This is a genomic window from Asanoa siamensis (genome assembly GCF_016862555.1).
GTDB lineage: Bacteria > Actinomycetota > Actinomycetes > Mycobacteriales > Micromonosporaceae > Asanoa > Asanoa siamensis.
On sequence record NZ_BONE01000041.1, the window covers coordinates 1 to 21,235 of the forward strand.

Below are 21,235 nucleotides of genomic sequence, written 5' to 3' on the forward strand. Positions count from 1 at the left end.
GGACCTAGGCGGGCAGGCGGACCACGAAGCGGCAGCCGTCGGTGGTGTTGTGCACGTCGACCGAGCCGCCGTGCGCCTGGACGAGGCCGTGCACGATCGCGAGGCCCAGGCCGCCCGACGGTCCGTCGCCGGGCTGGTCCGGGGTGCGGGCCGACTCGCCGCGGAAGGCCACGTCGAAGACGCGGGGCAGGTCGGCGGGCGCGATCCCGCCGCAGGTGTCGGCCACGGCCAGCCAGGCGGCGTCCGCCTCGCGCCCGGCCTCGATCCGGACCGTCCCGTCGTCCGGGGTGTAGCGCACCGCGTTGCGCAGCAGGTTGCCCACCACCCTGGTCAGCTCCGGTTCGCTCGCCGTCACCGTCGGCCAGCCCGACTCCGGCGCGATCAGCTTGATCCGGCGGGCGGTGGCGACCGGTGCCGCCGTCGCCAGCGCGTCGGACACGACCTCGCCGAGCCGCACCGCGGTGGGTGACAGGCGCAGCGCCCCGGCGTTGATCCGGGACAGCTCGAACAGGTCGTCGACCAGCCGGGACATCCGATCGGTCTCGACCCGGATGCGGCGGTGGTACTCGGCGACGGTGGCGGGGTCGTCGACCACCCGGTCCTCCAGCGCCTCGGCCATCGCCCGCAGACCGGCCAGCGGCGTACGCAGGTCGTGCGAGACCCAGGCCACCAGGTCCCGCCGGCCCTTCTCCAGCAGCCGCTCCCGGGCCCGGGCCTGGTCAGCCCAGACCGCGGCGCGGGCCAGCCGGCGCCCGAACCAGCCGCCCACCCCGAGGCTGACGGCGGCCGCGGCGGCGACGGTGATCAGCACGACCTCGAGGTCGTGGGCCGACAGGAACATCGCCTCGGCGACCGCGACCACGCCGCCCACCACCGCCAGCACCGCGGCGCAGAGCAGGACGGCCAGGTGCACCTGGATCGAGCGCCGGCCGAGCAGGCGCAGCACCAGCGCGCCGGCGACACCCACGACGAGCGCCGCCGCGAGCGCGATCACGAAGATCAGGGCGAGGTCACCCATCGGCGCGCTCGTAGCGGTAGCCGACGCCCCACACGGTCACGATCCGCCGTGGCTCGGCCGGGTCCTTCTCGATCTTCTCGCGCAGCCGGCGTACGTGCACGGTGACCGTCGACTGGTCGCCGAACGTCCAGCCCCAGACCTGTTCGAGCAGCTCGGCACGGGTGAACGCCCGGGCCGGGTGGCGCATCAGGTGGGCCAGCAGGTCGAACTCGCGCAGCGTCAGGGTCAGCTCGGCCCCGTCCAGCCGGGCCAGCCGGGGCCCGGTCAGCACCTCGAGGCCGCCGTCCCGCAGCTCCTGGCTCGCGGCGGGCACCGGGCCGGCGCCGGCGCGGCGGAGCACGGAACCGACCCGCAGCACGAGTTCGCGGGGCGAGAACGGCTTGGTCAGGTAGTCGTCCGCCCCGAGTTCGAGTCCGAGCACCCGGTCGGCCTCGTCGCCGCGGGCGGTCAGCATCACGATCGGCACCCCGGCGGGCTCGGTCCGCAGCGCCCGGCAGACCTCGAGACCGCTGAGGGTGGGCAGCATGAGGTCGAGCACGACGAGGTCGGGTAGATCGCGGCGGACGGCGTCGAGCGCCGCGCCGCCGTCACCGACGTGACCGACCGCGTACCCTGCGTGTTCGAGGTATCGGCAGATCACGTCGCTGACGGTCCGGTCGTCGTCGACGACGAGAATCCGCTGTGCCACACCCGGCCTCCCGTCCTCGCGGTCCTGGCCAGCGTAACCACGTGAGGGCGAGCGACTCCTTGCCAGCTTCTTACGGACGGCGGCCCAGCTCGCCGAACCAGCGGCCACCGCGCCGCACGAGATCCCGCACGACCAGGCCGGCGGCGGCCGCGACACCCGGGGCGGCGCCGACGTCGAGCCGCGCCCACGGGAACGCCGGCCCGAATCGCGGCCCGGACGCCACCCGGGCGGATCCCCGCCAGAGTCCCGGTCCCGGTGGCTCCAGCTCGAGCAGGACCGTCCCGGCAGGGTCGAGCAACGCGCGGCAGCGGCGCAGCAGCGCGGCCGGGTCGCCGCCGATGCCGATGTTGCCGTCCAGGAGCACCGCGTGGGCCCACCGACCCTCGGCGGGCAGGGGGTCGAACAGGTCGCGGTGCAACGCGATCGCGCCGCGGGCCCGGGCGGTGGCGACGGCCTCGGCGGACACGTCGACCCCGGCGGCCGGGACCCCGGCGCGGCCCAGCGCGACCGTCAGCCGCCCCGGGCCGCAGCCGAGGTCGAGGGTCGGGCCGGCACATCGGCGGACGACCTCGGCGGTCGCCGCCTCGGGCGGCCCGTGCCAGCGGCGCACCGCCAGGCGGCTGCGCCGGCCGTCGCCGTGCACGAGCCAGTGTTCGCCGGCGTCAGCGCCGCGCAGGGCGGCGGCGAATCCCGTGGCTGCCGTCATCCGCGGCCGCTGGGCACGAGTCCGACGGCCCGCTCGAACCGGCTGCCCGGCACCTCGGCCGCCACCGCCAGCGCGTCCGGCCACTCGTCGACGTCGCGCAGCACCGGCAGCGGCGCCACCCGGAGCCCGCGTCCGGCCAGCGCGGCCAGGGTGAGCCGACCGGTGTCGGGTGTGGACATCGGCACGGCGCGCAGCACGGCGGCGTGCCGGGCGTCGTGCAGGCCGAGGGCCCACCAGCCACCGTCCGCGGCGCGGCCGAGCACCGCGTCGGCGCCGTCGAGCCGTGCGGCCGCGGCCGCCAGCCGATCCGGGCCGACCTGTGGTGTGTCCATGCCGATCTGCAGCACCGGCCGGCCGGGATACGCCTGCGCCGCGTCCCGGTGCGCGTTGGCGAGCCGCTCGCCCAGCCCGGCACCGCGCTGCGGCAGCACCGTCCAGCCGGCGAGCGCGTCGCTCCGCCAGGTGCCGGCGCAGGCGAGCACCGGGATCACGCCCGGCACGGCGCGCACCGTCTCCAGGGTGTCAAGCAGCGCGGCCGCGGCGACCCGGGCCGCCTCGGGCGGGGTGGCAGGTGGGCACAGCCGCGTCTTGACCGCGCCCGGCACGGGAGCCTTGGCCATGACCAGCAGGACGGTCATCGCGGCACACCGACGGTACGCAGGACGGCCGCGAAGTCGCGGGTCGCGCGCAGCGTCCCCCGGACCGAGCCCGACACCTTCGACCGGGTCCCGGCGGCGCGCGGCGCGTACGTCACGTCGATCTCGTGGATCCGCCAGCCGGCCGCGGCCGCCCGGATCAGCAGTTCGAGGGGATAACCGAAGGCGCGGTCGCGGACGCCCAGCGCGAGCAACGCCTCCCGGCGCCCGGCCCGGATCGGGCTCAGGTCGTGCAGGGGTACGCCCCGGCGCCGCAGCAGGGCGGCCACGAACGCGGTCCCGGCCCGCGCGTGCCACGGCCAGACCCCGCGGCCCACCGGTCGCCGCCGGCCGACCGCGAGGTCCGCCGTGCCGGCCGCCACCGCGGCGACCAGCGCGGGCAACTCGCCCGGATCGAACGAGCCGTCGGCGTCCAGCACGCACACGACCTCCGCCGTCGCGGCGGCGAGGCCGGCGTGCACCGCCGCGCCGTAGCCACGCCGGGGTTCGTGCACCACCCGCGCCCCGTGCCGCGCGGCGACCGCCGGTGAACCGTCGCGGGAACCGTTGTCCACCACGATCGCCCGGTAGCCGGGCGGCAGCGCGCGCAGCACACCCGGCAGCGCGGCCGCCTCGTCGAGACAGGGCAGCACGACGTCGACCGCGGCACCGTCGGCGTTGGACAGATCAGCCATGCCTCCGACGCTAGGGCGCACCGCGCGGGGCCGACGGCGAAAGCCGATTACCGAACCCTTACCGCGGGCCGTGGTTCTTACCGATCGGTGACGTGATCCCGGTTTCGGCCCGCCGAGCCGGACCCGGCCGTACCGTCCGATAGACATGCGAGCCGTCATCGAAGCCGCCCCGGACCGCACCCGGGCCCGCCGGGCGTCCCGCGCCGACCTCGTCGTGCTCGGTGTCGAGGTCGTGCTGTTCGGTGCCGCAGTGCTCGTCGGGCTCGTGCTCAACCGGCGTGGCGTGGGCCTGCACGCCGACGCCGCGCCGCTGTTCGCCACCTGGCAGCCGCACGTCGGTTGGGGCACCCCGGCCGCCGTGCTCGTCGCGGCCGCGGTCATCGGCTGGGGTGTGCCGTGGGCGCGCACCGCCCGCTGGGGACCGCTGCTCGTTGCCGCCTGGCTCACGGCGGTGTCCTGGACACTCGCGCTGTCCATGGTGGATGGCTGGTCGGCCGGTCTCGCGGAACGGCTCACCCCGCAGGCGGAGTACCTCACCGAAGTGCCCGGGGTGACGGACATCGGCGCGCTGCTGGCCGGCTTCAGCGACCGGATCCTCGACTTCCAGCCCGGGTCGTGGTCGACCCACACCGCCGGACACCCGCCGGGCGCGCTGTTGATCTTCGTGCTGCTCGACCGGGTCGGCCTGGGCGGCGGCGCGGCCGCCGGGCTGGTCTGCGTCCTCGTCGGTGCCACGGTGGCGGTGTCCGTGGCGCTGACGCTGCGCGCGCTCGGGGCGCCGGACGCCGCCCGCGCGGTCGTGCCGTTCCTGGTGCTGGTGCCCGGCGCGGTCTGGGTCGGTGCCTCCGCGGACGGCATCTTCGCGGCCGTGGTCGCCGCCGGTGTCGCGCTGCTGGTCGCCCGGGGTCCGGCGCTCGCGACTCTCGGGGGCCTGCTGCTCGGGGGCGCGCTCTACCTGTCCTACGGGTTCGTCCTAGTCGGTCCGCTCGCCCTCGCGGCGATCGCGCTGCGGCCCGCCCGGCGAGGCGCGGCCCTGCTCGCGGCGCTGGCCGGCGTCATCGCCGTCGTGGCCGCGTTCACGCTGGCCGGCTTCGCCTGGTGGGAAGGGTACGACCGGGTCGTCGACCGCTACTACCAGGGCTGGGCGGCGGAGCGTCCCTACGCGTACTGGGTCTGGGCGAACCTGGCCGCGTTGCTGGTCTCGGCGGGCCCGGCGGTCGGCCCGGCCCTGCGGCGGGCACTGTCGCCCGTCCGCCGGGCGCCGCACGTCGTGCTCCCGGTGGCCGCCGCGGTGGCGGTCGTGTTCGCGGACCTCTCGGGCATGAGCAAGGCCGAGGTCGAGCGGATCTGGCTGCCGTTCGCGGTCTGGCTGCTGGCCGCCACCGCGCTGCTGCCGCCGCACAGCCGCCGGTGGTGGCTGGCCGCTCAGGCGCTCACCGCGCTGGCGGTCAACCATCTCCTCTGGACGGTGTCCTGACCTGAGCCAGCGTTGCCGGGGCGCGCAGTGGGTCGGTGGCGAACGCCGCGACACCCGCCGCGAAGCCGACCCGGGCGGTGAAGCCGAGCAGTTCCGTCGCCCGCCGCGGGTCGGCGACGACGTGGCGCACGTCGGCTGCCCGGGCGCCGCCCACCACGACCGGTTCGGGGCCGGCCATCGCGGCCGCGAGCGTGCGGGCCAGGTCGCCGACCGTGTGGGGCTCGCCGGAGCAGACGTTGACCGGGACGAAGGGCTCGGCGGGCGAGGCCCCCAGCGCCAGCAGGTTGGCTCGGGCGACGTCGGTGACGTGGACGAAGTCCCGGCGCTGGTCGCCGTCCTCGAACACCCGCGGTGCGGTGCCCGCGGCGAGGGCGGACCGGAAGATCGCGGCGACACCGGCGTACGGGGTGTCGCGCGGCATCCGCGGGCCGTACACGTTGTGGTAGCGCAGGGCCCACACGCCGCCGCCGGTCTGCCGGGCCCAGGCCGCGGCGAGGTGTTCCTGCGCCAGCTTGGTGGCCGCGTAGGTGCTGCGCGGTTCGAGCGGCGCGTCCTCGGGGACGAGTTCAGGGGTGAGGGTCCCGCCGCAGCGGGCGCAGGCCGGGTCGAAGCGGCCGGCGGCCAGATCGGCCTCCGCGCGTGGTGCGGGCCGGGTCAGGCCGTGCGTCACGCACCGGTAGCGGCCTTCGCCGTAGACCACCATGGAACTCGCCAGCACGAGGCGGCGCACCCCGGCGCGGTGCATCGCGGCGAGCAGCACCGCCGTGCCGAGGTCGTTGTGCGCGGCGTAGTCCGGGGCGTCCTGCGGGTCGAGGCCGTGCCCGACCATCGCCGCCTGGTGGCAGACCGCGTCGACGCCGGGCAGCAGCCGGTCCAGCAGATTCCCGTCGCGCACGTCGCCGCGTACCAGGTCAGCGGTCGGGGGTTCGGCGCCGTGCGCCTGCGGCAGCAGCGCGTCCAGCGCGACCACCTCGTGCCCGTCGCCGACGAGCAGATCCGCGATCTGGGACCCGACGAACCCGGCCGCGCCGGTGACCAGTACCCGCATTCCGTTCAGCGTAGGGAAGGTGGTCGCCGCGGCAGGCGGGATCGGGCAACCTGTAAGGACTTCACAAGGCGTACCCCCGGTAAGGGTTCGGTAATGCCGCAATTCCGGTCGGAGCGGCCCGACCGCGCATAGCCTGCGGACATGGGTACGAACGCGCCGGAGTACGGCGCGCCGCGCACGCTCTGGCGCAAGCTGGCGGAACATCCGCCGCCGGGGGAGGGCGCCGTCCGGCGCGGCTGGCGCAGCCCGGTGCGCGGCGTCCGGCTCACGTCCGTACTCGGCCTCGTGCTGCTCGGCACACTGCCGCTGGTGATCGTCACCGGGCTGCTCGACTACGCGGCCTACGGCCCGCAGTTCCGCCAGGCGTTCCCGCTGGACGTGGCCTGGTTGCGACTGCCGCCGTTCGACTGGCCGACGCGGCCGTCCTGGCTGTTCCGGCTGACCCAGGGCCTGCACGTCGGGCTCGGGATCGTGCTGATCCCGGTGGTGCTGGCCAAGCTCTGGTCGGTGATCCCGAAGCTGTTCACCTGGCCGCCGGCCCGGTCGGTGGCGCAGGTGCTGGAGCGCGTCTCGCTGCTCCTGCTCGTCGGCGGGATCCTGTTCGAGATCGCCACCGGGGTGCTCAACATCCAGTACGCGTACCTCTTCGGTTTCGACTTCTACACCGCGCACTACTTCGGCGCCTGGGTCTTCATCGGCGCGTTCGTGGCCCACGTGGTGATCAAGCTGCCCCGGGCGGTGGCGGCGCTGCGCCGGTCCCTTCCTGACCCGGACCTCGCGCCGCTCCGGCCGGGTCCGGTCACGCTGAGCCGCCGGGGAGTGCTGGCGCTGGTGGGTGGCGGTTCGCTGCTGCTGGCCCTGTTGACCGTTGGGCAGAGCCTGGACGGTCCGCTGCGCCGGACCGCGCTGCTGCTGCCGAGGGGCCGCAACCCGGGGGAGGGGCCGAACGGCTTCCAGGTGAACCGCAGCTTCGCCGCGGCCGGCATCCAGCCGGCGTTGACGGGGCCGGCGTGGCGGTTGACGTTGACCGGCGGCGGCCGGACGGTGCGTTTCGATCGCGCCGCACTGCTGGCGATGCCGCAACACACGGCCCGCCTGCCGATCGCCTGTGTCGAGGGTTGGTCGACGCAGCAGACCTGGACGGGCGTCCGGCTGGCGGACCTCGCGGCCCTGGCCGGGGTGCCGGCACCGGCCTCGGCGCACGTCGTGTCGCTGGAACGCACGGGGTTGTTCCGGCAGGCGACCCTGCAGGCCAACCAGGTAGCCGACCGGGACGCACTGCTGGCGCTGCGGGTGAACGGCGCGGACCTGTCGGCCGACCACGGCTACCCGGCCCGGATCATCGTCCCGGCGCTGCCCGGCGTGCACTGCACGAAGTGGGTGGCGAGCATCGACTTCCGCACCGATGATTGAGCGGTTCGCCCGCCTCCGCGCGGCCTACGGAGCGGGCGCCCCGCACGCGCTGGTGCTGTTGCTCTGCTTCACCCTCGCGGGCTGGGCGGTCTTCCTGGTCGCCGGCGAGGCCACGGTGTGGCGAATGGTCCTCTGGTTCGTCGGTGCGGCCATCGCCCACGACCTCATCCTGTTCCCTTTGTACGCGGCGGCGGACCGCCTCCTGCGGCGCGCCACGGGCGCGCGGTCCGCCCTTGGCAGGGCGGTGCTGAACCACGTCCGCGTGCCGGCGCTGGGGGCGGCGCTGCTGTTCCTGGTCTTCCTGCCGGGCATCCTCGACCTGGGCAAGGCCACCTACGAGGCGGCCACGGGCCAACCCCGCGTGTCCTACGCGGCCCGCTGGCTCGCGGTGTCGGGCGCGCTCTTCGTCCTGAGCGCGGCAATCCTCGCGGCCCGCTGGCCCCGCCTCCGCCGCCTCGACCGGGAGTCGTCCGCGTGAGTTTGGTCAGGGTCGTTCCTCGTCCTCCTCTTCGTCGTCTTCCTCGTCGTCCGCGTCCCAGTCCTCGTCGGGCGGGATGATCCGGTAGTTGGGCACGATCGCGCGGCGCTCTGTCTCCGACAGTTCGGGGTCCAGGACGGTCGCGCCCTCGGGGATGCGCGCCCGCGACAGCCAGATGCCCCAATGGCAGGCGTCGCACCAGAGTGATGCGAAGCCGACCCGATCCCACCCGGTGAAGACCAGTCGTAGCCGATGCTGCCCGCAGTGGGGGCAGGCGACGTCGGCTGAACCGGGCAGGGCCGTGTAGAGCGCCGTGTAGGCCTCGACCCACTGCCGGAACGTGCCCGACTGTTCGTCCCTCATGACGGTCCCCCGGACGCTCTGTTGGCTGGATTCAACGGGTGGCTGTCCCACCAACGCCGTTCCGCGGCATAGGTCTCCCGCTCCATAGCCGCAGCCTCGAGGTCCGAGCGGGGGTATGGTGTCCCGGCTCGCAACTGCCCGACGTGGTGGCGCTCGTGGAAGAGCGTACGGGCCATCTCTTCTTCGTTGGCGAACGCGTCTCGGGCGAGAACGACGTGCTGTCGGTCGTTGGTGAAGCCGAAGTAACCAGCCTCCTTCATGCGGACACGGATCCGGACATCGGCGAGGTCGACCCCGTATCGCTCGCCAACCGAGCGCGCGGTACGCCGATTCATCGGCGACAACCGAGGCCCGGGAAGCGGACCCTTGGGTCTACGTCGACTGTGCAGCCCTGGTTCGGACGTGCGACCGCGCAGCCGTCGTCGTTGCATGCGTAGCAATTTGAGGGCGGCGCGGATCAGCGATCCGCGACGCCCCTTGGACATAGACAAATTTTAGAGTTTGAGTGTCAGCCGGCGCTGATGCCTGTGGATAACCTACGGCTGGCCCGCCCAAGGCAATGGGCGGGCCAGCGGGCATAGCGCGGGCTATCTAGCCGTGCAGGTCGGTGAGAGCCCAGTCCCCGTCCCCGTGCCCTGGAAGCCGACCTCCGTCGACTGTCCAGCCGCGACAGATCCGTTGTACGCCACGTTGGTGAGTTGGACCGCGCCCGTGTTGCCGCTGCGGTTGACGTTCCAGGCGCTCGTGATCGTCGCGCCCGCTCCGAGCGTCACCCCGACCGTCCACCCGTTGATCGGCGCCGCACCCGCCGTCACCCGGACCGTCGCCACGAACCCGCCCGTCCACTGGTTGACCGACACCGTCGCCGTGCAACCCCCACCCGCCGGCGGCGGAGTCGTCGGCCCACCCGTCGGCCCACCCGTCGGGTCGGTCGTCGGCGGCCCGTCCGTCAAAGTCGGCGTCTGCCAATCACGCCAATCCGCCAGATTTCCCGCCTTGCGGCTCGAGATCCGGAACACGCCCGCCGCGTTTCCGGTTTTCAGCAGGAACTTCTGGATGTGCTGCTGCAACGGCGTACGCCATTCCGCCCGTGACGCGCAATGCGTCCCGTCCCGGACGTCCGACCAGTACGAGATGTTCGCCCCCGCGCCCAACGCCTTGTAGACCTCCGCCCCACCCAGCGCCGCGACGCTGCCCGACCGCGCCGCCAGCCAGTCCACCGCCGGGTTCTCCATGATGAACAAACCGCGCGGTGCCACCATCCCCACCACCGAGTGCATGTCAATCGGCAACGTGTTCGGGTTCCCGGTGAAGGCGCTGAACGCGTCGCCCAGCCACGGCTGCTCGCCGTACGCGCTGCTCAACGGCTGTGCCCCCGACTCGCCCGGAATGCCGCGCAGGATCGGCACCCCGGCGCTGCCCGACTCGATCGGCATCGTCAGCGCGATCCGCTGGTCGAACGCACCGACCGCGAACGCCCCCTTCCCGTACCGGGAACATCCCGTCACACCCAGCGCGTCCGCCCGCAAGACCGACCCGCCCGACTGCTCGATCACGTCGATGATCCGGCTCGCGCCCCACGCCCACGCGGCCAGCAGGCCCGTGCTGCTCGTCGCACCGTAAACGGTGTAGAACGCGCCCTGCTTGTTGTTGCGCGGCGTCCCCTCCCGGCCCACGGCCAGCGGGTCATAGCTGATCACCGCCGCACCGGCGGCCCGGATGGTGGCGGTGTCGGCACCGAAACCACCCACCACGATCACGGCCGGGAACGGCCCGGTCCCGCCGGTGGTCGGCAACTGCACACCCGCCGAGAACGAGGCGGTACGACCGTTGTGCGTCACGTTGACCGTGATCCCGCTGCTCGACACCGTGCCCGTCACGCTCGCCGGCTTGCTGGGCTTGTCGCCGTACACGTAACGCTCCGCCAACTCCTTGATCTCCGCCCGTCGGCACCGCCAGTCGGACTTCGACGTGATGCGGGCGCCGTCCACCGTCCGGAAGGGATCCGGAAGTCGCGAGGTGGCGGTGAGCGAGACCGAGCCGGGCACCGGGCACCCGGCACCCTCGTCCTCCACGGCCGCGGCGGCGGGTGAGGCGCCCAGCGCGACCACCGCACCGATGGCCGCGAGCAGCGCGGCCAGGACGACGACAAGCCAACGGGTGCGCACCGGCGCTCTCCTTCCGGAACGGGGCCGACACCCAACGGATCGACAACCACGGATGCCGACGACAGGCACCCAGGATCGACCGACCCAACGTCACGCGTCAATGTGTTCCGGAAACTTTCGGCGGCCGACCCCCGGAGAGACGTCAGGCCGTGTCCAGCGTCGCCCGCACCCGGCTCTCCCATTCGAGCCAGCGCAACACCGCCAGCCCCAGCAGCGCGTAACACGCGCCCAACCCCACCTCGGTCAGCAGCGCCCCGCCGACCGAGCCGACCGACCGGCCGGAGGCGAGCGCGTGGATCGCCTCGATCCCGTGCGTCATCGGCAGCCACCCCGACACGGCCTGCATCCATCCCGGCATCGCGTCGACGGGCACGTTCACGCCGGCGAAGACGATCAGGATGCCCAGTGCGATGTTCGACAGGACGGCGGTCTCCCGGACCCGCAGCGCGATCGCCGCTCCGAGCAGCCCCAGTCCCGTACACGAGACCGAGCACACGGCGATCGCGACAGCGATGCCGCCCCAGGTCGCCGGCGGGATGTCGACCCGCAACACGAGCGCCCCGACCAGGAGCGCGAACACCGCCACCAGGAAGCCGTTGAGGATGACCGGCAGTGCGCGCCCGAGGAACAGTGGGACCCGCCTGGCCGGCGACGCGATCAGCAGCGGCAGCGTGCCGAAGTTGCGCTCGCCGCCGATGGTGTTGCCCATCGCGAACAGGCACGGCACGGCCGCGTTGACCACCGCGTTGCCGATGAGGAAGAACCGGTCGTCGCTGACGCCCGCCGTGCGTCCGATGTAGACGAACAGGAAGATCTGGAACAGGGGCGTCAGAAGGAACGTCGGCACCAGGATCCAGGGCGTCAACCAGTTGAACAGCGCGCGGTAGCTGGTGAGCCCGCCGACGAAGAAGATCCGCAGACTGTTCATCAGCTCAGCGCCAACGTCGCGTGGGCGCGGGCGGAACGGACCATCCAGCGCGAGACCACCGTCGCGATCGCGCCGTACGCGGCCGCCGCCAGCACGCACCGGCCCAGGTCGGCCCACGGGCTGTGCCCGGCGGCGGCAGCCCGCATCGCGGACACGCCCCAGGTCGGCGCCAGCACCGCCGACAGCGGTCGCACCCAGGCCGGCAGGTCGTCGATCGCCACCAGGAACCCGCAGATCAGCCAGACCGGCATCTCGATCGCCGAGCCCAGCGCCCAGGCCGACCGGTAGCGGATCGAGGAGATCGCGATCAGCATGCCCAGCATCCCGATCGCGAACACGGTGACCACGACCGCGACGACGAACCCGAGCGGGTCGGCGATGGAGATGTGGATGCCGAAGGCGAAGCGACCCCACAACAACGTCGCGACCATGCTGTACGCGCCGATCGTCGCCATCGACAGCGTCAACGGCACCAGCAGCAGCGCGAACGGCTGCGGCGCCAGCACGAACAACTCCAACGTGCCCTGCCGCCGCTCCATCTGCAGCGCGAACGCGGCCGTCGTGCTCACCGCCGACCAGATGCCCATCGCGCTGGACCCGACGGCGGCCGACAGCAGGGCCGGCCCGGAAGCGCCGCCCTGGCGGAACATCATGAAGATCGTCGTGGCGAAGAACGCTGGCCAGAGCAGCGACAGCAGCCCGTCGAAGGCCGACCGGCTGCGCATCTTGAGCTGGAGCGACCACGCGACGGCGACGAGGCGGACCGACCTCACGCGGCGTTCACCAACTCGATGTACGCGTCCTCGAGCGTCGGCTGCCGGGTGATCACGCGGCCGAAGCGGCTGCCCTCCAGGTGCCCCATCACGGCGTCACGTCGGTGCCCGGCCGCGCGTGCACCGTCAGCACCTCGGCCTGGCCCTGCACCTCGACCGCGACCGCGAGCACGTCGGGCTCGGCGCGGACCTTCTCGACCACCCCGTCGGGCAGGCCGAAGACGTCGACCTCCAGCACGCTGCCGGTGGCCACCTGCTGCTTGAGCCCGGCCGGGGTGTCCAGCGCGACGATCCGGCCTTGGGCGATCACCGCGATCCGGTCGCACAGCTCGTCGGCCTCGAACATGTAGTGCGTCGTGAGCAGCACGGTCGTACCCGTGTCGACCAGGTTCTTGACCGTCGCCCGTAGCTCTCGCGCGCCGACCGGGTCGATGCCGATGCTGGGCTCGTCGAGGAAGAGCACCTCGGGCCGGTGCAGCAGCCCGCGGGCGATGTGCAGCCGCTGGCGCATGCCGCGCGAGTAGCCCTCGACGCGTTCCTTCTCGCGCCCGTCGAGCCCGACGAGCTCCAGCAACTCGGCGATCCGCTGCTTCGACTCGCGCGGGGGCACGCCGTACAGCTCGGCGAAGTAACGCAGGTTGTCGAGGCCGGAAAGGCGCTCGTAGAGACCGCGGTCGCCACCGAAGACATAACCGACCTTCCGGCGTACGTCGCGCGCGTCGTCGACGACGTCGTGGCCGAGGACCCGTGCCTGCCCACCGGTCGGCATCAGCAGCGTGATCAGCATCTTGATGGTTGTCGTCTTGCCGGCGCCGTTGGGCCCGAGCAGCCCGAAGAGCTCGCCGCGCTCGACCGCGAAGCTGACGCCCTTGACCGCCTCGACCTCCTTGCCGGTGCGGCGGAACAGCCCCTTTCGGGAGCGGAACGTCCGAGCCAACTCGTCGACCTGAATCACTGGTTGAGCCACGCACACCATCCCCGTCCGTCATCCGGCGCGGGGCCAACAGTGCTACATGAACGCCTTTCGCGCTACCCGTTATCGATCCATTGTGGATGCGTTAACATCGTCGATGTGCTGGACGACATGGTGTGGCTGAACGAGCCCGGAGACTGGTCGGTCGACGGCGACGAGATCCGCGCGGTCACGTCACACAAGACGGATTTCTGGCGTACGACGTTCTACGGCTGGGCCACCGACAACGGGCACTTCTTCCACCGGCCCGCGACCGGCGACTTCTCCGCCGAGGCGCAGGTGTACGCCGACCACACCACCCTGTTCGACCAGGCGGGCCTGATGGTACGCGCCGACGAGCGCAACTGGCTCAAGACCGGGCTGGAGGTCACGTCGGGCAAGGTGCAGGTCAGCACCGTCTACACGCGCGAGTTCTCCGACCTCTCCGTCGTGCCCCTCGAGGCCGCGCCGGGGGAGACCGTCTCGTTGCGGGTGACCCGGTTCGACGACGCGCTCGCGGTGCACAGCCGCGTCGGCGACGGTGCGTGGCAACTGCTCCGGCTCGGCCACCTCGACCTGCCCGCCACCGTCGGCGTCGGTGTCATGTGCTGCTCGCCCGAGCGCGCCGGTCTGACGGCCAGGTTCCGCGGTTTCCGGGTGGGTCCGCCGATCTCCCGCGAGGGCCTCGAATAGCTACCGGACCAGACGGGGCACCAGCCGGACGTACGCGACCATGCCCAGCACCTCCACCAGCGTCTGCGTGACGACGACGGCCGCCGCGAGGCTGAGCCGGTCCGACAGGGCCAGCGCCAGCGGCAGCACCACCAGCGAGTTGCGGGTCGCACCGGTGAACACCACCGCCCGGGCCGCGCCAGTGTCCAGGCGGAACAGGCGGGCCACGCCCCACCCGGCGACGGCCAGCACGGCCAGGAAGATCACGTAGAACGGCACGACGCGCAGGACTGTGGTCACCTGGCCGGTCAGCTTCGGCACCTGCGACGCGACCACCACGAACAGCGTCGCGGCCAGCAGCGGCACCATGGCCGTTCCGGCGCCGGCCGCGACCGCCGCACCGGTCCGGCCGCGCGCCGCCCAGGCCTGCGTGAGCCAGGCGAGGGCCAGCGGGATCACGATCAGGAAGAGGAACGCCCGGAGGAACGGGCCCGCGTCGACCGTCTCGCCGAGGCCGGAGCCGAGGAACAGCAGCAGGAACGGCGGCAGCAGCAGCATCTGCGCGATCAGCAGGAGCGGCGTCGCGGCCAGCAGTCGCCGGCTGCTGCCGCCCGCCAGGCCGCTGAACACGATCACGTAGTCGACACAGGGCGTCAACAACACCAGGAGTACGCCCAGCCGAACGGCCTGGTCGGCGGGAAGAAACCCGAACATCGCGGCGACGACCAGGGGCACGACGAGGAAGTTGACCACCAGCGCGGCCGCGAGGAACCGCCCGTCCCGCCACGACCGCACCAGATCACGGGCCGGCACCTGCAGAAAAGTCACGTACAGCAGCGCGCCCAGGACGGGGTTGATCGCGTGTTCGAGCCCGGACCCGACCCCCGGCGCGGCCCAGCCGACCAGGACACCGGCGGCGATCGCACCGAGATATCCGGCAACCTGATGCCGCTCCATCGTCGCGGGCAGCGACACCCATGCCTCCAGGACCCACAGAGTTGCCGGCCAAGCCTACGTTCAGCACTCGCACCGGCCCAGCTACCGGCGCGGTCAGTGGTCGGGCGGGTCGGCGCGGTCACCGTCGTCGGCCAGGGCGGCGAGGTCCGCGAAGGGCATCGGGCAGGCCGGGCACGTGCAGTTGGTCAGGCTGTCGCATCGGGCCGCGACGACCTCTTCGAGTTGGCCGCGGATCGCCCGCAGGTCGTTGATCTTGTGGTCGATCTCCGCGAGCTTCGCTCGTGCGCGGGCCCGCAGGTCCGGGGTCGGGTGCCGCCGGCGCCCCGTGTCGAGGAGTTCGGCGACCTCGTCGAGGGTGAAGCCCAGCCGCTGCGCCGCCTTGATCACCGCCAGCAGCGTCACCGTCTCCGGGGGATAGCTGCGGTGCCCGCCCAGGCTCCGCGCCGGCGCGGTCAGCAGCCCCCGGCGCTCGTAGTAGCGCAGCGTCTCGACGTTGACCCCTGCACGGCCGGCGACCTCGCCGGTCCGCAGGCCGTCGGCGGCCATGGCGGTCAGCCCGCCCGACCGGTCTCGGCCAGCCGCGCCAGACCGTCGAGGACATCCGCGTACGCCGCCGGCACCTCGATCGCCAGCGTCACCGACCCGGTCGGCGCCGCGGCATCGGCGGTGATCGTGAAGCCGAAGAAGGCGCAGCACTCGTTCTCCCGCGCGGTCAGGTCGCGGACCCGGTCGGCGAGACCCGGGCTGCCGTGCAGGACGATCCGCGCGTGACGGCTGTCGGCTCGGGAGACGGACTCGACGCGGCCCGCGAACAGGGACTCGAACTCCGCAACGCGCAACGGCTGCTCGGCGGTCGGCAGCGTGCAGGCATCTGGTGCGACAAACGACATGACGGCGCTCCGATCGACGGGTGATCCGACACCATCAACGCTAAACCCGTACCCAGGTACGGAATGCAACCCGTCCGTACACTCGAAGTGACTCAGGGGGCGTCATGACTGGTGCGACCGCCAAGCAGCGGCGGGTCTGGGACAAGAGCGCGTCCAGCTACGACCGGCAGATCGCGCTCGTCGAGCGGGTCTGGTTCGGCGACGGGCGCTCCTGGCTCGGCCGGCGCGCCCGGGGCCGCGTGCTCGAGGTGGCGCTCGGCACCGGGCTCAACCTGGCCCACTACGCGCCCGACGTCACGATCACCGGCATCGAGCTCAGCCCGGAGATGCTGGCGATCGCCCGCCGCCGCGCCGCCGACCTCGGCCGCGCGGCCGATCTGCGCGAGGGCGACGCCGAGCACCTGCCGTTCGGCGACGGATCGTTCGACACGGTCGTCTGCGCGTACGCCCTGTGCAGCATCCCCGACCCGCGCGCGGCGATCGCGGAGATGGCCCGCGTCCTCGTGCCCGGCGGGATCCTGCTGCTGGTCGACCACATCGGCAGCAGCGTGGACCCGCTGCGGGGCGCCCAATGGCTCTTCGAGCGCGTGACCATCCCGCTGGCCGGCGAGCACTTCACCCGGCGCCAGATCCACCTCGTCGAGGCGGCGGGCCTCGTGGTGGAGGAGACCGAGCGACTCAAGGCCGGCACCGTCGAGCGCATTCTGGCGCGAAAGCCCTAGCTCGCGTCGGGCCGCGGGGTGACGCCGAGGAGCGCGCAGGACTCGCGGTACATCCAGGCCGCCTCGGCGCGGACCTGCCGGCGTTCGGTGAGGGTGGCCCGGAACGGGACCCGGACCGGCACGGGCGCACCATCCACAGTGGCCTCGAACTCCATGCCGGCCGCGTCCATGCCGGTCATCGCGGCCGCGGTCGCGCCGGGCTGGCGGCCCAGCCCCTGGCAGATCACCCGGCAGTCGTCGGCGTGGTCGCCGTTCATGTGCCGCATGATGGCCGTGACCACGTCGGGGGTGAAGGGGTTCACGCGGCCTCCTCGCCCGATTCCGGCGGCAGGACGGCCCGGCCGACCTCGTCGACCAGCGCCACGTTGAGCCGGTAGGCCAGCGAGATCTCGTCGACGAACCGGTCCTGCTCGACGGCGTCCCAGGGCGCCTCGTCCAGCAACTCGCGGTAGTGCTTCTTGAAGGCGCCGGGCCGCACGCCCGCGAAGGAGTAGAAGCTCGTGCCGGCGTCGGTCAGCCCGTACGCCTGCTGCAGCGACTGTCGCATGATCTGCCCGCCGGACAGGTCGCCGAGGTAGCGCGTGTAGTGGTGGGCGACGAAACCCGCCGGCCAGGTGAACGCCGCCTCGCGGAGCCGGTCCCGATATTCCGATGTGGACTCACCCGGCGCGATCCGCGCCTCCCAGTCGGCGCCCAGCAGGTGGGCCAGGTCGGCGCGCAACGCGGGCACCCGGTGCAACTCGTCGAAGACGAACGCGCCGGCGACCGGGTCGTCGCGCATCGCCTCGGCGGCCGCCTCGAGCGTCTCGTAGACGAAGAAGAGCTGCGCGGCCAGCGCCGCGTATCCGGCCCGGTCCAGGCGACCGGCGAGCAGGGCGTCGAAGTAGGCGGTGCCCTGCGCCGACGCGTGATCAGCCCGGGTCTGCTCCCGAAGTCTCATCGCGAATCCCACGTCATCACCTCCAAGTTAGGCGAGCCTAAGATGAAACCCGGCGGGAGCGAATCAGCAGAACGGATGATCCGCAAACTTTGCGCATATGGTGCGCCCCGCGGGTGATAATCGGTGCCGATGAACCGTGGTCGACCGACGCCGCTCGAGTGGGCCGCGGCGCCCTGGGTGCCGGCAGGGATCTACGGCACGGTCATCTGCGCCTCGACCCTCGCGGCGGCGGGCAACTATCCGGCCGGCCGCGTCGCGCTGATCGTCCTGGTCACGCTGCTGGTCTACTGGCTCGCCGAGCGGTACTCGGAGCTGCTGGGCCTGGCGGGCCAGGGCCCGATCGGCCGCCGCGAGGTGCTGGCCGCCCTCACCTCGGGCTGGGCCATGATCCAGGCGTCGGTCACCCCACTGCTGGTCCTGTTCTTCGCCCGGCTGGCCGGCGCCAGCCACGCGGCAGCCCTCGACGCGGCGCTGGCGTACACCGTCTTCCTGCTGGTCGTGCTCGGCTGGCTGGCCGCCCGCCGAGCGGGCCTGACGGGCTGGACCCGCTGGGCGGCAACATCCTTCTCCGGCATCCTCGGCCTGGTCGTGGTCGCCCTCAAGGCCGCCCTGCACTGACCGGGGCACAGATTCCGATGAGCCAGAGCAGACTTTCTGACAACTTGCCAGCTCTTGACGATATCTGTCAGCAGTTCAACCTTTCTGCTGTTGGCGCTTCCACCCGAGCCCGAAATAATCCGTGGGTAATGGTTCAGCCAAGGCATTCGTGCGCCCGGAGCCACCGCCCTTGTTCCCACCTGTGGGTGATCCACAAGGCACGGTGGATTTCGCTGTTGGGAGGTCGGCGTGACGGCATGGCTGAGCGGTCTTCGATCGCACCCGCGTCACGGCAATGCCCTGGGCGTGACGATTGCCGGGCTTCCGCCGGGGCCTGATGGACGCGCCGGCGGGCCGCCCGGCGCGGAGGGCGCCGTTCGTCCTGCCGGTCACAGCGCCGCAAACCATGTCCTACGTAGCAAACCGGATCAAGTGATACGATACGCCTCACAGGGTGGGACGGCAATACCACCCATCGGGAGGCGGCCCGGCTGAGCAGCGGGAATGCCCTCAGCCGACGACGGACAAGGACGGGGATCGCCGTGACTGACCCGCGCGCAGCGACGACGCTGGCGGCAGGCCGAGGGACGGCGGGGCAAGAGGAGGCCCTACGCATCTGGGAGGGCGTCCCGCTGCGTAACCCCGCCTTCACCGGTCGTGAGATGCTCCTGCTCACCCTGCGGCAGGCGCTGGACCGCAAATCCAAGGCGTCGGTTCTTCCGCACGCGCTTCATGGCATGGGCGGCGTCGGCAAGACCCAGCTCGCGGTGGAGTTCGCCTACCGTTTCGCGGAACGCTATGACGTGGTGTGGTGGATTCCCGCCGAACACCAGACGGTCGTGCTCCAGTCTCTGCGTGAGCTGGGCCGACGCCTCGGCACTCCGGAAACCGCCAACCTGCAGCAGGCCGCCAGTCTCGTGCTCGATGAACTGACCAGGTCCACGCAGCGTTGGTTATTGATCTACGACAATGCCAGCAATCTGGATGATCTGGTCAAGCTCATTCCGTCCGGTGGCGGCCACGTCATCCTCACGTCCCGCAACCAGACCTGGTCCGACGTCTGGGATCCGATCGAGGTCGACGTCTTCGACCGCCCGGAGAGCATCGAACTCGTTCGCAAGCGCAGCGTCGACGTCACGTTGGAAGACGCGGAACGACTGGCCGAACGGCTCGGTGACCTGCCGCTCGCCTTGGACCAGGCAGCCTCGTGCCAGGCCGAGACGGGCATTCCGGTGCCCGAATACCTCGCTCAGCTCGACGAGCACATGCGCGCGTTGACCGCGCATGACCAGCAGTCCGAGAGCTTGAGCACGATCGCGGCGCTGGTTCGCCTGTCTCTCGAACGTCTCCGGGCCGATGCGCCACCCACCGCGGAGCTGCTGGAGCTTTTCGCGTTTCTGGGCGCCGAGCCGATCTCCGGAGGTCTGTTGCGCCGAGGGCGCGATGCCGACGTCTCGGCGGCGCTCAAGAGCGCGCTCCGCGACGAGACCCGCCTCGACCGCGCGATCCGGAAACTGAATCGCTACGGCCTGTCCAAGCCCGACGCCAACAGCAAGATTCAGGTGCACCGGCTCTTCCAGTTCGTGTTGCGCGACCAACTCGGTGAGGAGGCGGCCGAGCGCAGCCGGACGAACGTCCACCGGGTGCTGGCCTCCGCGAACCCGGGCTACGCCAAGAACGCGGAGACCTGGCAGACACATGCCGAGATCGGCCCGCACATCGAGCCGGCCGGGCTGGTCGACTCCGAACTGCTCGACGCTCGCCGCGTCGTCCTGGACCAGGTGCGATACCTGCAGCTCATCGGAGACCTGGACGGGTCCCGCAAGCTCGCGGAGTCGGCCTACCAGTCATGGTCCAAGGTCGAGGGTGCCCCGCTGCTGGGGCCCGAAGGTGAGCTCACGCTGCTCGCCGGCTCCCAACTGGCCGTGTCGCTGCGCCTCTCAGGTTTCAACGAGCGCGCCCGCACCCTGGCTGACGAGGTCTTCGCGCGGTTGCGCTCGAGTGCCGCCTTCGGCCCGGATCATGAGCACACCCTGAACGCGGCGACCGAGGTGGGTCCGAACCTGCGCGTCGCCGGCCTTTTCCGCGAAGCGCTCGAGCTCGACAAGGACACGGTTGCCCGCACACGCCGACTCTTCGGTGACGAAGACCCGGACACGTTGATGGCGCTGGGCAACCTCGCCGTCAACGAGCGCATGCTCAACAACTTCGCCGGCGCCCACAAGATCGACGCCGAAGCGGTCCAGACCTGGCAGCAGACCGTCAGCGAAAATGACATCCGGTTGTTGTTCGCGCAGACCAACCTGGCACGCGACCTTTACGGCATGGGCCGGTACGGGGAAGCGCTCGCACTGCAGCGCAACGTCTTCCCGCCCTTCCGCGAACAGCTCGGCTCGCACCACCCGAACGTCCTGCTCGCCGCCCGCACCTTGGCCATCACCCTCCGGAAGGTGGGCCGCTACAGCGACGCCTTGGCCGTTGCCGAGGAGCATTACCGCGGCACCATCAACAGGTACGGCGAAGACCACGAGCACTCGCTGGCCGCGGCGATGACCCTGGCCAACACCCTGCGGGTCAACGACGATCTCGTACGTGCGAAGGACTTCGCGGACAACGCGACGAGTAGGTACCTCCGCGTCTTCGGAGCCGATCATCCCCTGACCCTGGCGGCGATGGTCAACTTCGCGATCGTCCTGCGTGCACTGGACGAGAACGACCGGGCGCGAAAGCTCGACGAACGCAGCCAGGCTCAAATGATCGACAGGTTGGGTCAGACCCATGGCTACACCCTGTGCGCGACCAGCGGCCTCGCGAACGACCTCGCCGCTGCCGGGGAGAGCGCCGAAGCCCGCCGGCTGTCGGAAGCGGTGCTGGCCACCTCCCGGGGGACCCGTGGTCCGGAGCACCACTACACGTTGGCGTGTGCCGTCAACGCGGCGCTCGACCTCATCACCGTTGGTGAGGATACGGCCGGTCACGCCATGCTGGACCAGGCTACGGCGGCACTTGCCGAGGTGCTCGGTGAGGAGCATCCGGAGGTTGTAGGCGCCCGGGAGCAGCATCGGATCGAGTGCGACATCGAGCCTCCGCCGACCTAGCCGGCGCGGGGAGTCCT

General features: G+C 72.0%; 23 protein-coding genes. 7 read left to right on the plus strand and 16 right to left on the minus strand.

The window, feature by feature from the left end; translation table 11 throughout:
• Nucleotides 1-4: 4 nt before the first annotated feature.
• From Asi02nite_RS23835 to Asi02nite_RS23855, 5 genes are all read right to left on the minus strand, one after another.
• Complete coding sequence (locus tag Asi02nite_RS23835; RefSeq protein ID WP_203716129.1) at nt 5-1,018, minus strand: sensor histidine kinase; 1,014 nt, start codon at nt 1,016-1,018, stop codon at nt 5-7.
• On the minus strand, nt 1,011-1,706 hold the full coding sequence (locus Asi02nite_RS23840; protein ID WP_203716130.1) for a response regulator transcription factor: 696 nt from the start codon (nt 1,704-1,706) through the stop codon (nt 1,011-1,013). Before Asi02nite_RS23840 ends, Asi02nite_RS23835 begins: the two co-directional genes overlap by 8 nt.
• 70 nt (nt 1,707-1,776) lie before the next feature.
• Nucleotides 1,777-2,412: a class I SAM-dependent methyltransferase gene (locus Asi02nite_RS23845; RefSeq protein WP_203716131.1), complete on the minus strand. Its 636-nt coding sequence runs from the start codon at nt 2,410-2,412 to the stop codon at nt 1,777-1,779.
• Nucleotides 2,409-3,050: a TIGR04282 family arsenosugar biosynthesis glycosyltransferase gene (locus Asi02nite_RS23850; RefSeq protein ID WP_203716132.1), complete on the minus strand. Its 642-nt coding sequence runs from the start codon at nt 3,048-3,050 to the stop codon at nt 2,409-2,411. The genes Asi02nite_RS23845 and Asi02nite_RS23850 overlap by 4 nt, the downstream gene beginning before the upstream one ends.
• The gene (locus Asi02nite_RS23855; RefSeq protein ID WP_203716133.1) at nt 3,047-3,742 is read right to left on the minus strand and encodes a glycosyltransferase; all 696 of its coding nucleotides are present in this window, start codon (nt 3,740-3,742) and stop codon (nt 3,047-3,049) included. The genes Asi02nite_RS23850 and Asi02nite_RS23855 overlap by 4 nt, the downstream gene beginning before the upstream one ends.
• 145 nt (nt 3,743-3,887) lie before the next feature.
• Between Asi02nite_RS23855 and Asi02nite_RS23860 the strand changes: the two genes are divergently transcribed.
• Nucleotides 3,888-5,219, plus strand: a complete 1,332-nt coding sequence (locus Asi02nite_RS23860) for a hypothetical protein (protein WP_239126994.1) — start codon at nt 3,888-3,890, stop codon at nt 5,217-5,219.
• Here Asi02nite_RS23860 and Asi02nite_RS23865 read toward each other — a convergent pair.
• A complete protein-coding gene (locus Asi02nite_RS23865; protein ID WP_203716134.1) occupies nt 5,191-6,267 on the minus strand; it encodes an NAD-dependent epimerase/dehydratase family protein in 1,077 nt (358 codons plus the stop codon). The genes Asi02nite_RS23860 and Asi02nite_RS23865 overlap by 29 nt on opposite strands.
• Before the next feature lie 141 nt (nt 6,268-6,408).
• Between Asi02nite_RS23865 and Asi02nite_RS23870 the strand changes: the two genes are divergently transcribed.
• Both Asi02nite_RS23870 and Asi02nite_RS23875 read left to right on the plus strand, forming a co-directional pair.
• On the plus strand, nt 6,409-7,680 hold the full coding sequence (locus Asi02nite_RS23870; RefSeq protein WP_203716135.1) for a molybdopterin-dependent oxidoreductase: 1,272 nt from the start codon (nt 6,409-6,411) through the stop codon (nt 7,678-7,680).
• On the plus strand, nt 7,673-8,158 hold the full coding sequence (locus Asi02nite_RS23875) for a hypothetical protein (protein ID WP_203716136.1): 486 nt from the start codon (nt 7,673-7,675) through the stop codon (nt 8,156-8,158). The genes Asi02nite_RS23870 and Asi02nite_RS23875 overlap by 8 nt, the downstream gene beginning before the upstream one ends.
• A 6-nt stretch (nt 8,159-8,164) precedes the next feature.
• Here Asi02nite_RS23875 and Asi02nite_RS23880 read toward each other — a convergent pair whose 3' ends face one another.
• From Asi02nite_RS23880 to Asi02nite_RS23900, 5 genes are all read right to left on the minus strand, one after another.
• The gene (locus Asi02nite_RS23880) at nt 8,165-8,521 is read right to left on the minus strand and encodes a hypothetical protein (protein ID WP_203716137.1); all 357 of its coding nucleotides are present in this window, start codon (nt 8,519-8,521) and stop codon (nt 8,165-8,167) included.
• Nucleotides 8,522-9,108: 587 nt separating this feature from the next.
• Nucleotides 9,109-10,689, minus strand: a complete 1,581-nt coding sequence (locus Asi02nite_RS41785; protein WP_239126996.1) for a glucuronyl esterase domain-containing protein — start codon at nt 10,687-10,689, stop codon at nt 9,109-9,111.
• Nucleotides 10,690-10,831: 142 nt separating this feature from the next.
• Complete coding sequence (locus Asi02nite_RS23890) at nt 10,832-11,617, minus strand: ABC transporter permease (RefSeq protein ID WP_203716138.1); 786 nt, start codon at nt 11,615-11,617, stop codon at nt 10,832-10,834.
• A complete protein-coding gene (locus tag Asi02nite_RS23895; protein WP_203716139.1) occupies nt 11,617-12,390 on the minus strand; it encodes an ABC transporter permease in 774 nt (257 codons plus the stop codon). The genes Asi02nite_RS23890 and Asi02nite_RS23895 overlap by 1 nt, the downstream gene beginning before the upstream one ends.
• 88 nt (nt 12,391-12,478) lie before the next feature.
• On the minus strand, nt 12,479-13,357 hold the full coding sequence (locus Asi02nite_RS23900) for an ABC transporter ATP-binding protein (RefSeq protein WP_239126998.1): 879 nt from the start codon (nt 13,355-13,357) through the stop codon (nt 12,479-12,481).
• A gap of 105 nt (nt 13,358-13,462) precedes the next feature.
• Between Asi02nite_RS23900 and Asi02nite_RS23905 the strand changes: the two genes are divergently transcribed.
• Complete coding sequence (locus Asi02nite_RS23905) at nt 13,463-14,035, plus strand: DUF1349 domain-containing protein (protein ID WP_239126999.1); 573 nt, start codon at nt 13,463-13,465, stop codon at nt 14,033-14,035.
• Here the strand turns inward: Asi02nite_RS23905 and Asi02nite_RS23910 are convergent, their stop codons facing one another.
• The 3 genes from Asi02nite_RS23910 to Asi02nite_RS23920 form a co-directional block, all read right to left on the minus strand.
• Complete coding sequence (locus Asi02nite_RS23910; protein WP_239127000.1) at nt 14,036-14,989, minus strand: arsenic resistance protein; 954 nt, start codon at nt 14,987-14,989, stop codon at nt 14,036-14,038.
• A gap of 75 nt (nt 14,990-15,064) precedes the next feature.
• A complete protein-coding gene (locus tag Asi02nite_RS23915; RefSeq protein ID WP_203716140.1) occupies nt 15,065-15,517 on the minus strand; it encodes a MerR family transcriptional regulator in 453 nt (150 codons plus the stop codon).
• 5 nt (nt 15,518-15,522) lie between these two features.
• A complete protein-coding gene (locus tag Asi02nite_RS23920; protein WP_203716141.1) occupies nt 15,523-15,861 on the minus strand; it encodes a hypothetical protein in 339 nt (112 codons plus the stop codon).
• A gap of 104 nt (nt 15,862-15,965) precedes the next feature.
• Between Asi02nite_RS23920 and Asi02nite_RS23925 the strand changes: the two genes are divergently transcribed.
• Entirely contained in the window at nt 15,966-16,583 is a 618-nt protein-coding gene (locus Asi02nite_RS23925) for a class I SAM-dependent methyltransferase (protein ID WP_203716142.1), read from the plus strand.
• On the opposite strand, the gene Asi02nite_RS23930 is transcribed toward Asi02nite_RS23925, so the two are convergent.
• The gene (locus tag Asi02nite_RS23930; protein ID WP_239127001.1) at nt 16,580-16,885 is read right to left on the minus strand and encodes a DUF2470 domain-containing protein; all 306 of its coding nucleotides are present in this window, start codon (nt 16,883-16,885) and stop codon (nt 16,580-16,582) included. The two genes, Asi02nite_RS23925 and Asi02nite_RS23930, sit on opposite strands and share 4 nt — an antisense overlap.
• Nucleotides 16,882-17,523 carry a biliverdin-producing heme oxygenase gene (locus Asi02nite_RS23935; RefSeq protein ID WP_203716143.1) on the minus strand — a complete coding sequence of 214 codons (642 nt, stop codon included), beginning with the start codon at nt 17,521-17,523 and terminating at the stop codon, nt 16,882-16,884. The genes Asi02nite_RS23930 and Asi02nite_RS23935 overlap by 4 nt, the downstream gene beginning before the upstream one ends.
• 129 nt (nt 17,524-17,652) lie before the next feature.
• Here Asi02nite_RS23935 and Asi02nite_RS23940 point away from each other — a divergent pair, with 129 nt between their 5' ends.
• Entirely contained in the window at nt 17,653-18,141 is a 489-nt protein-coding gene (locus Asi02nite_RS23940) for a hypothetical protein (protein WP_203716144.1), read from the plus strand.
• Between the two features lie 521 nt (nt 18,142-18,662).
• Nucleotides 18,663-21,218, plus strand: a complete 2,556-nt coding sequence (gene fxsT, locus Asi02nite_RS23945; protein WP_203716145.1) for an FxSxx-COOH system tetratricopeptide repeat protein — start codon at nt 18,663-18,665, stop codon at nt 21,216-21,218.
• Nucleotides 21,219-21,235: the final 17 nt, after the last annotated feature.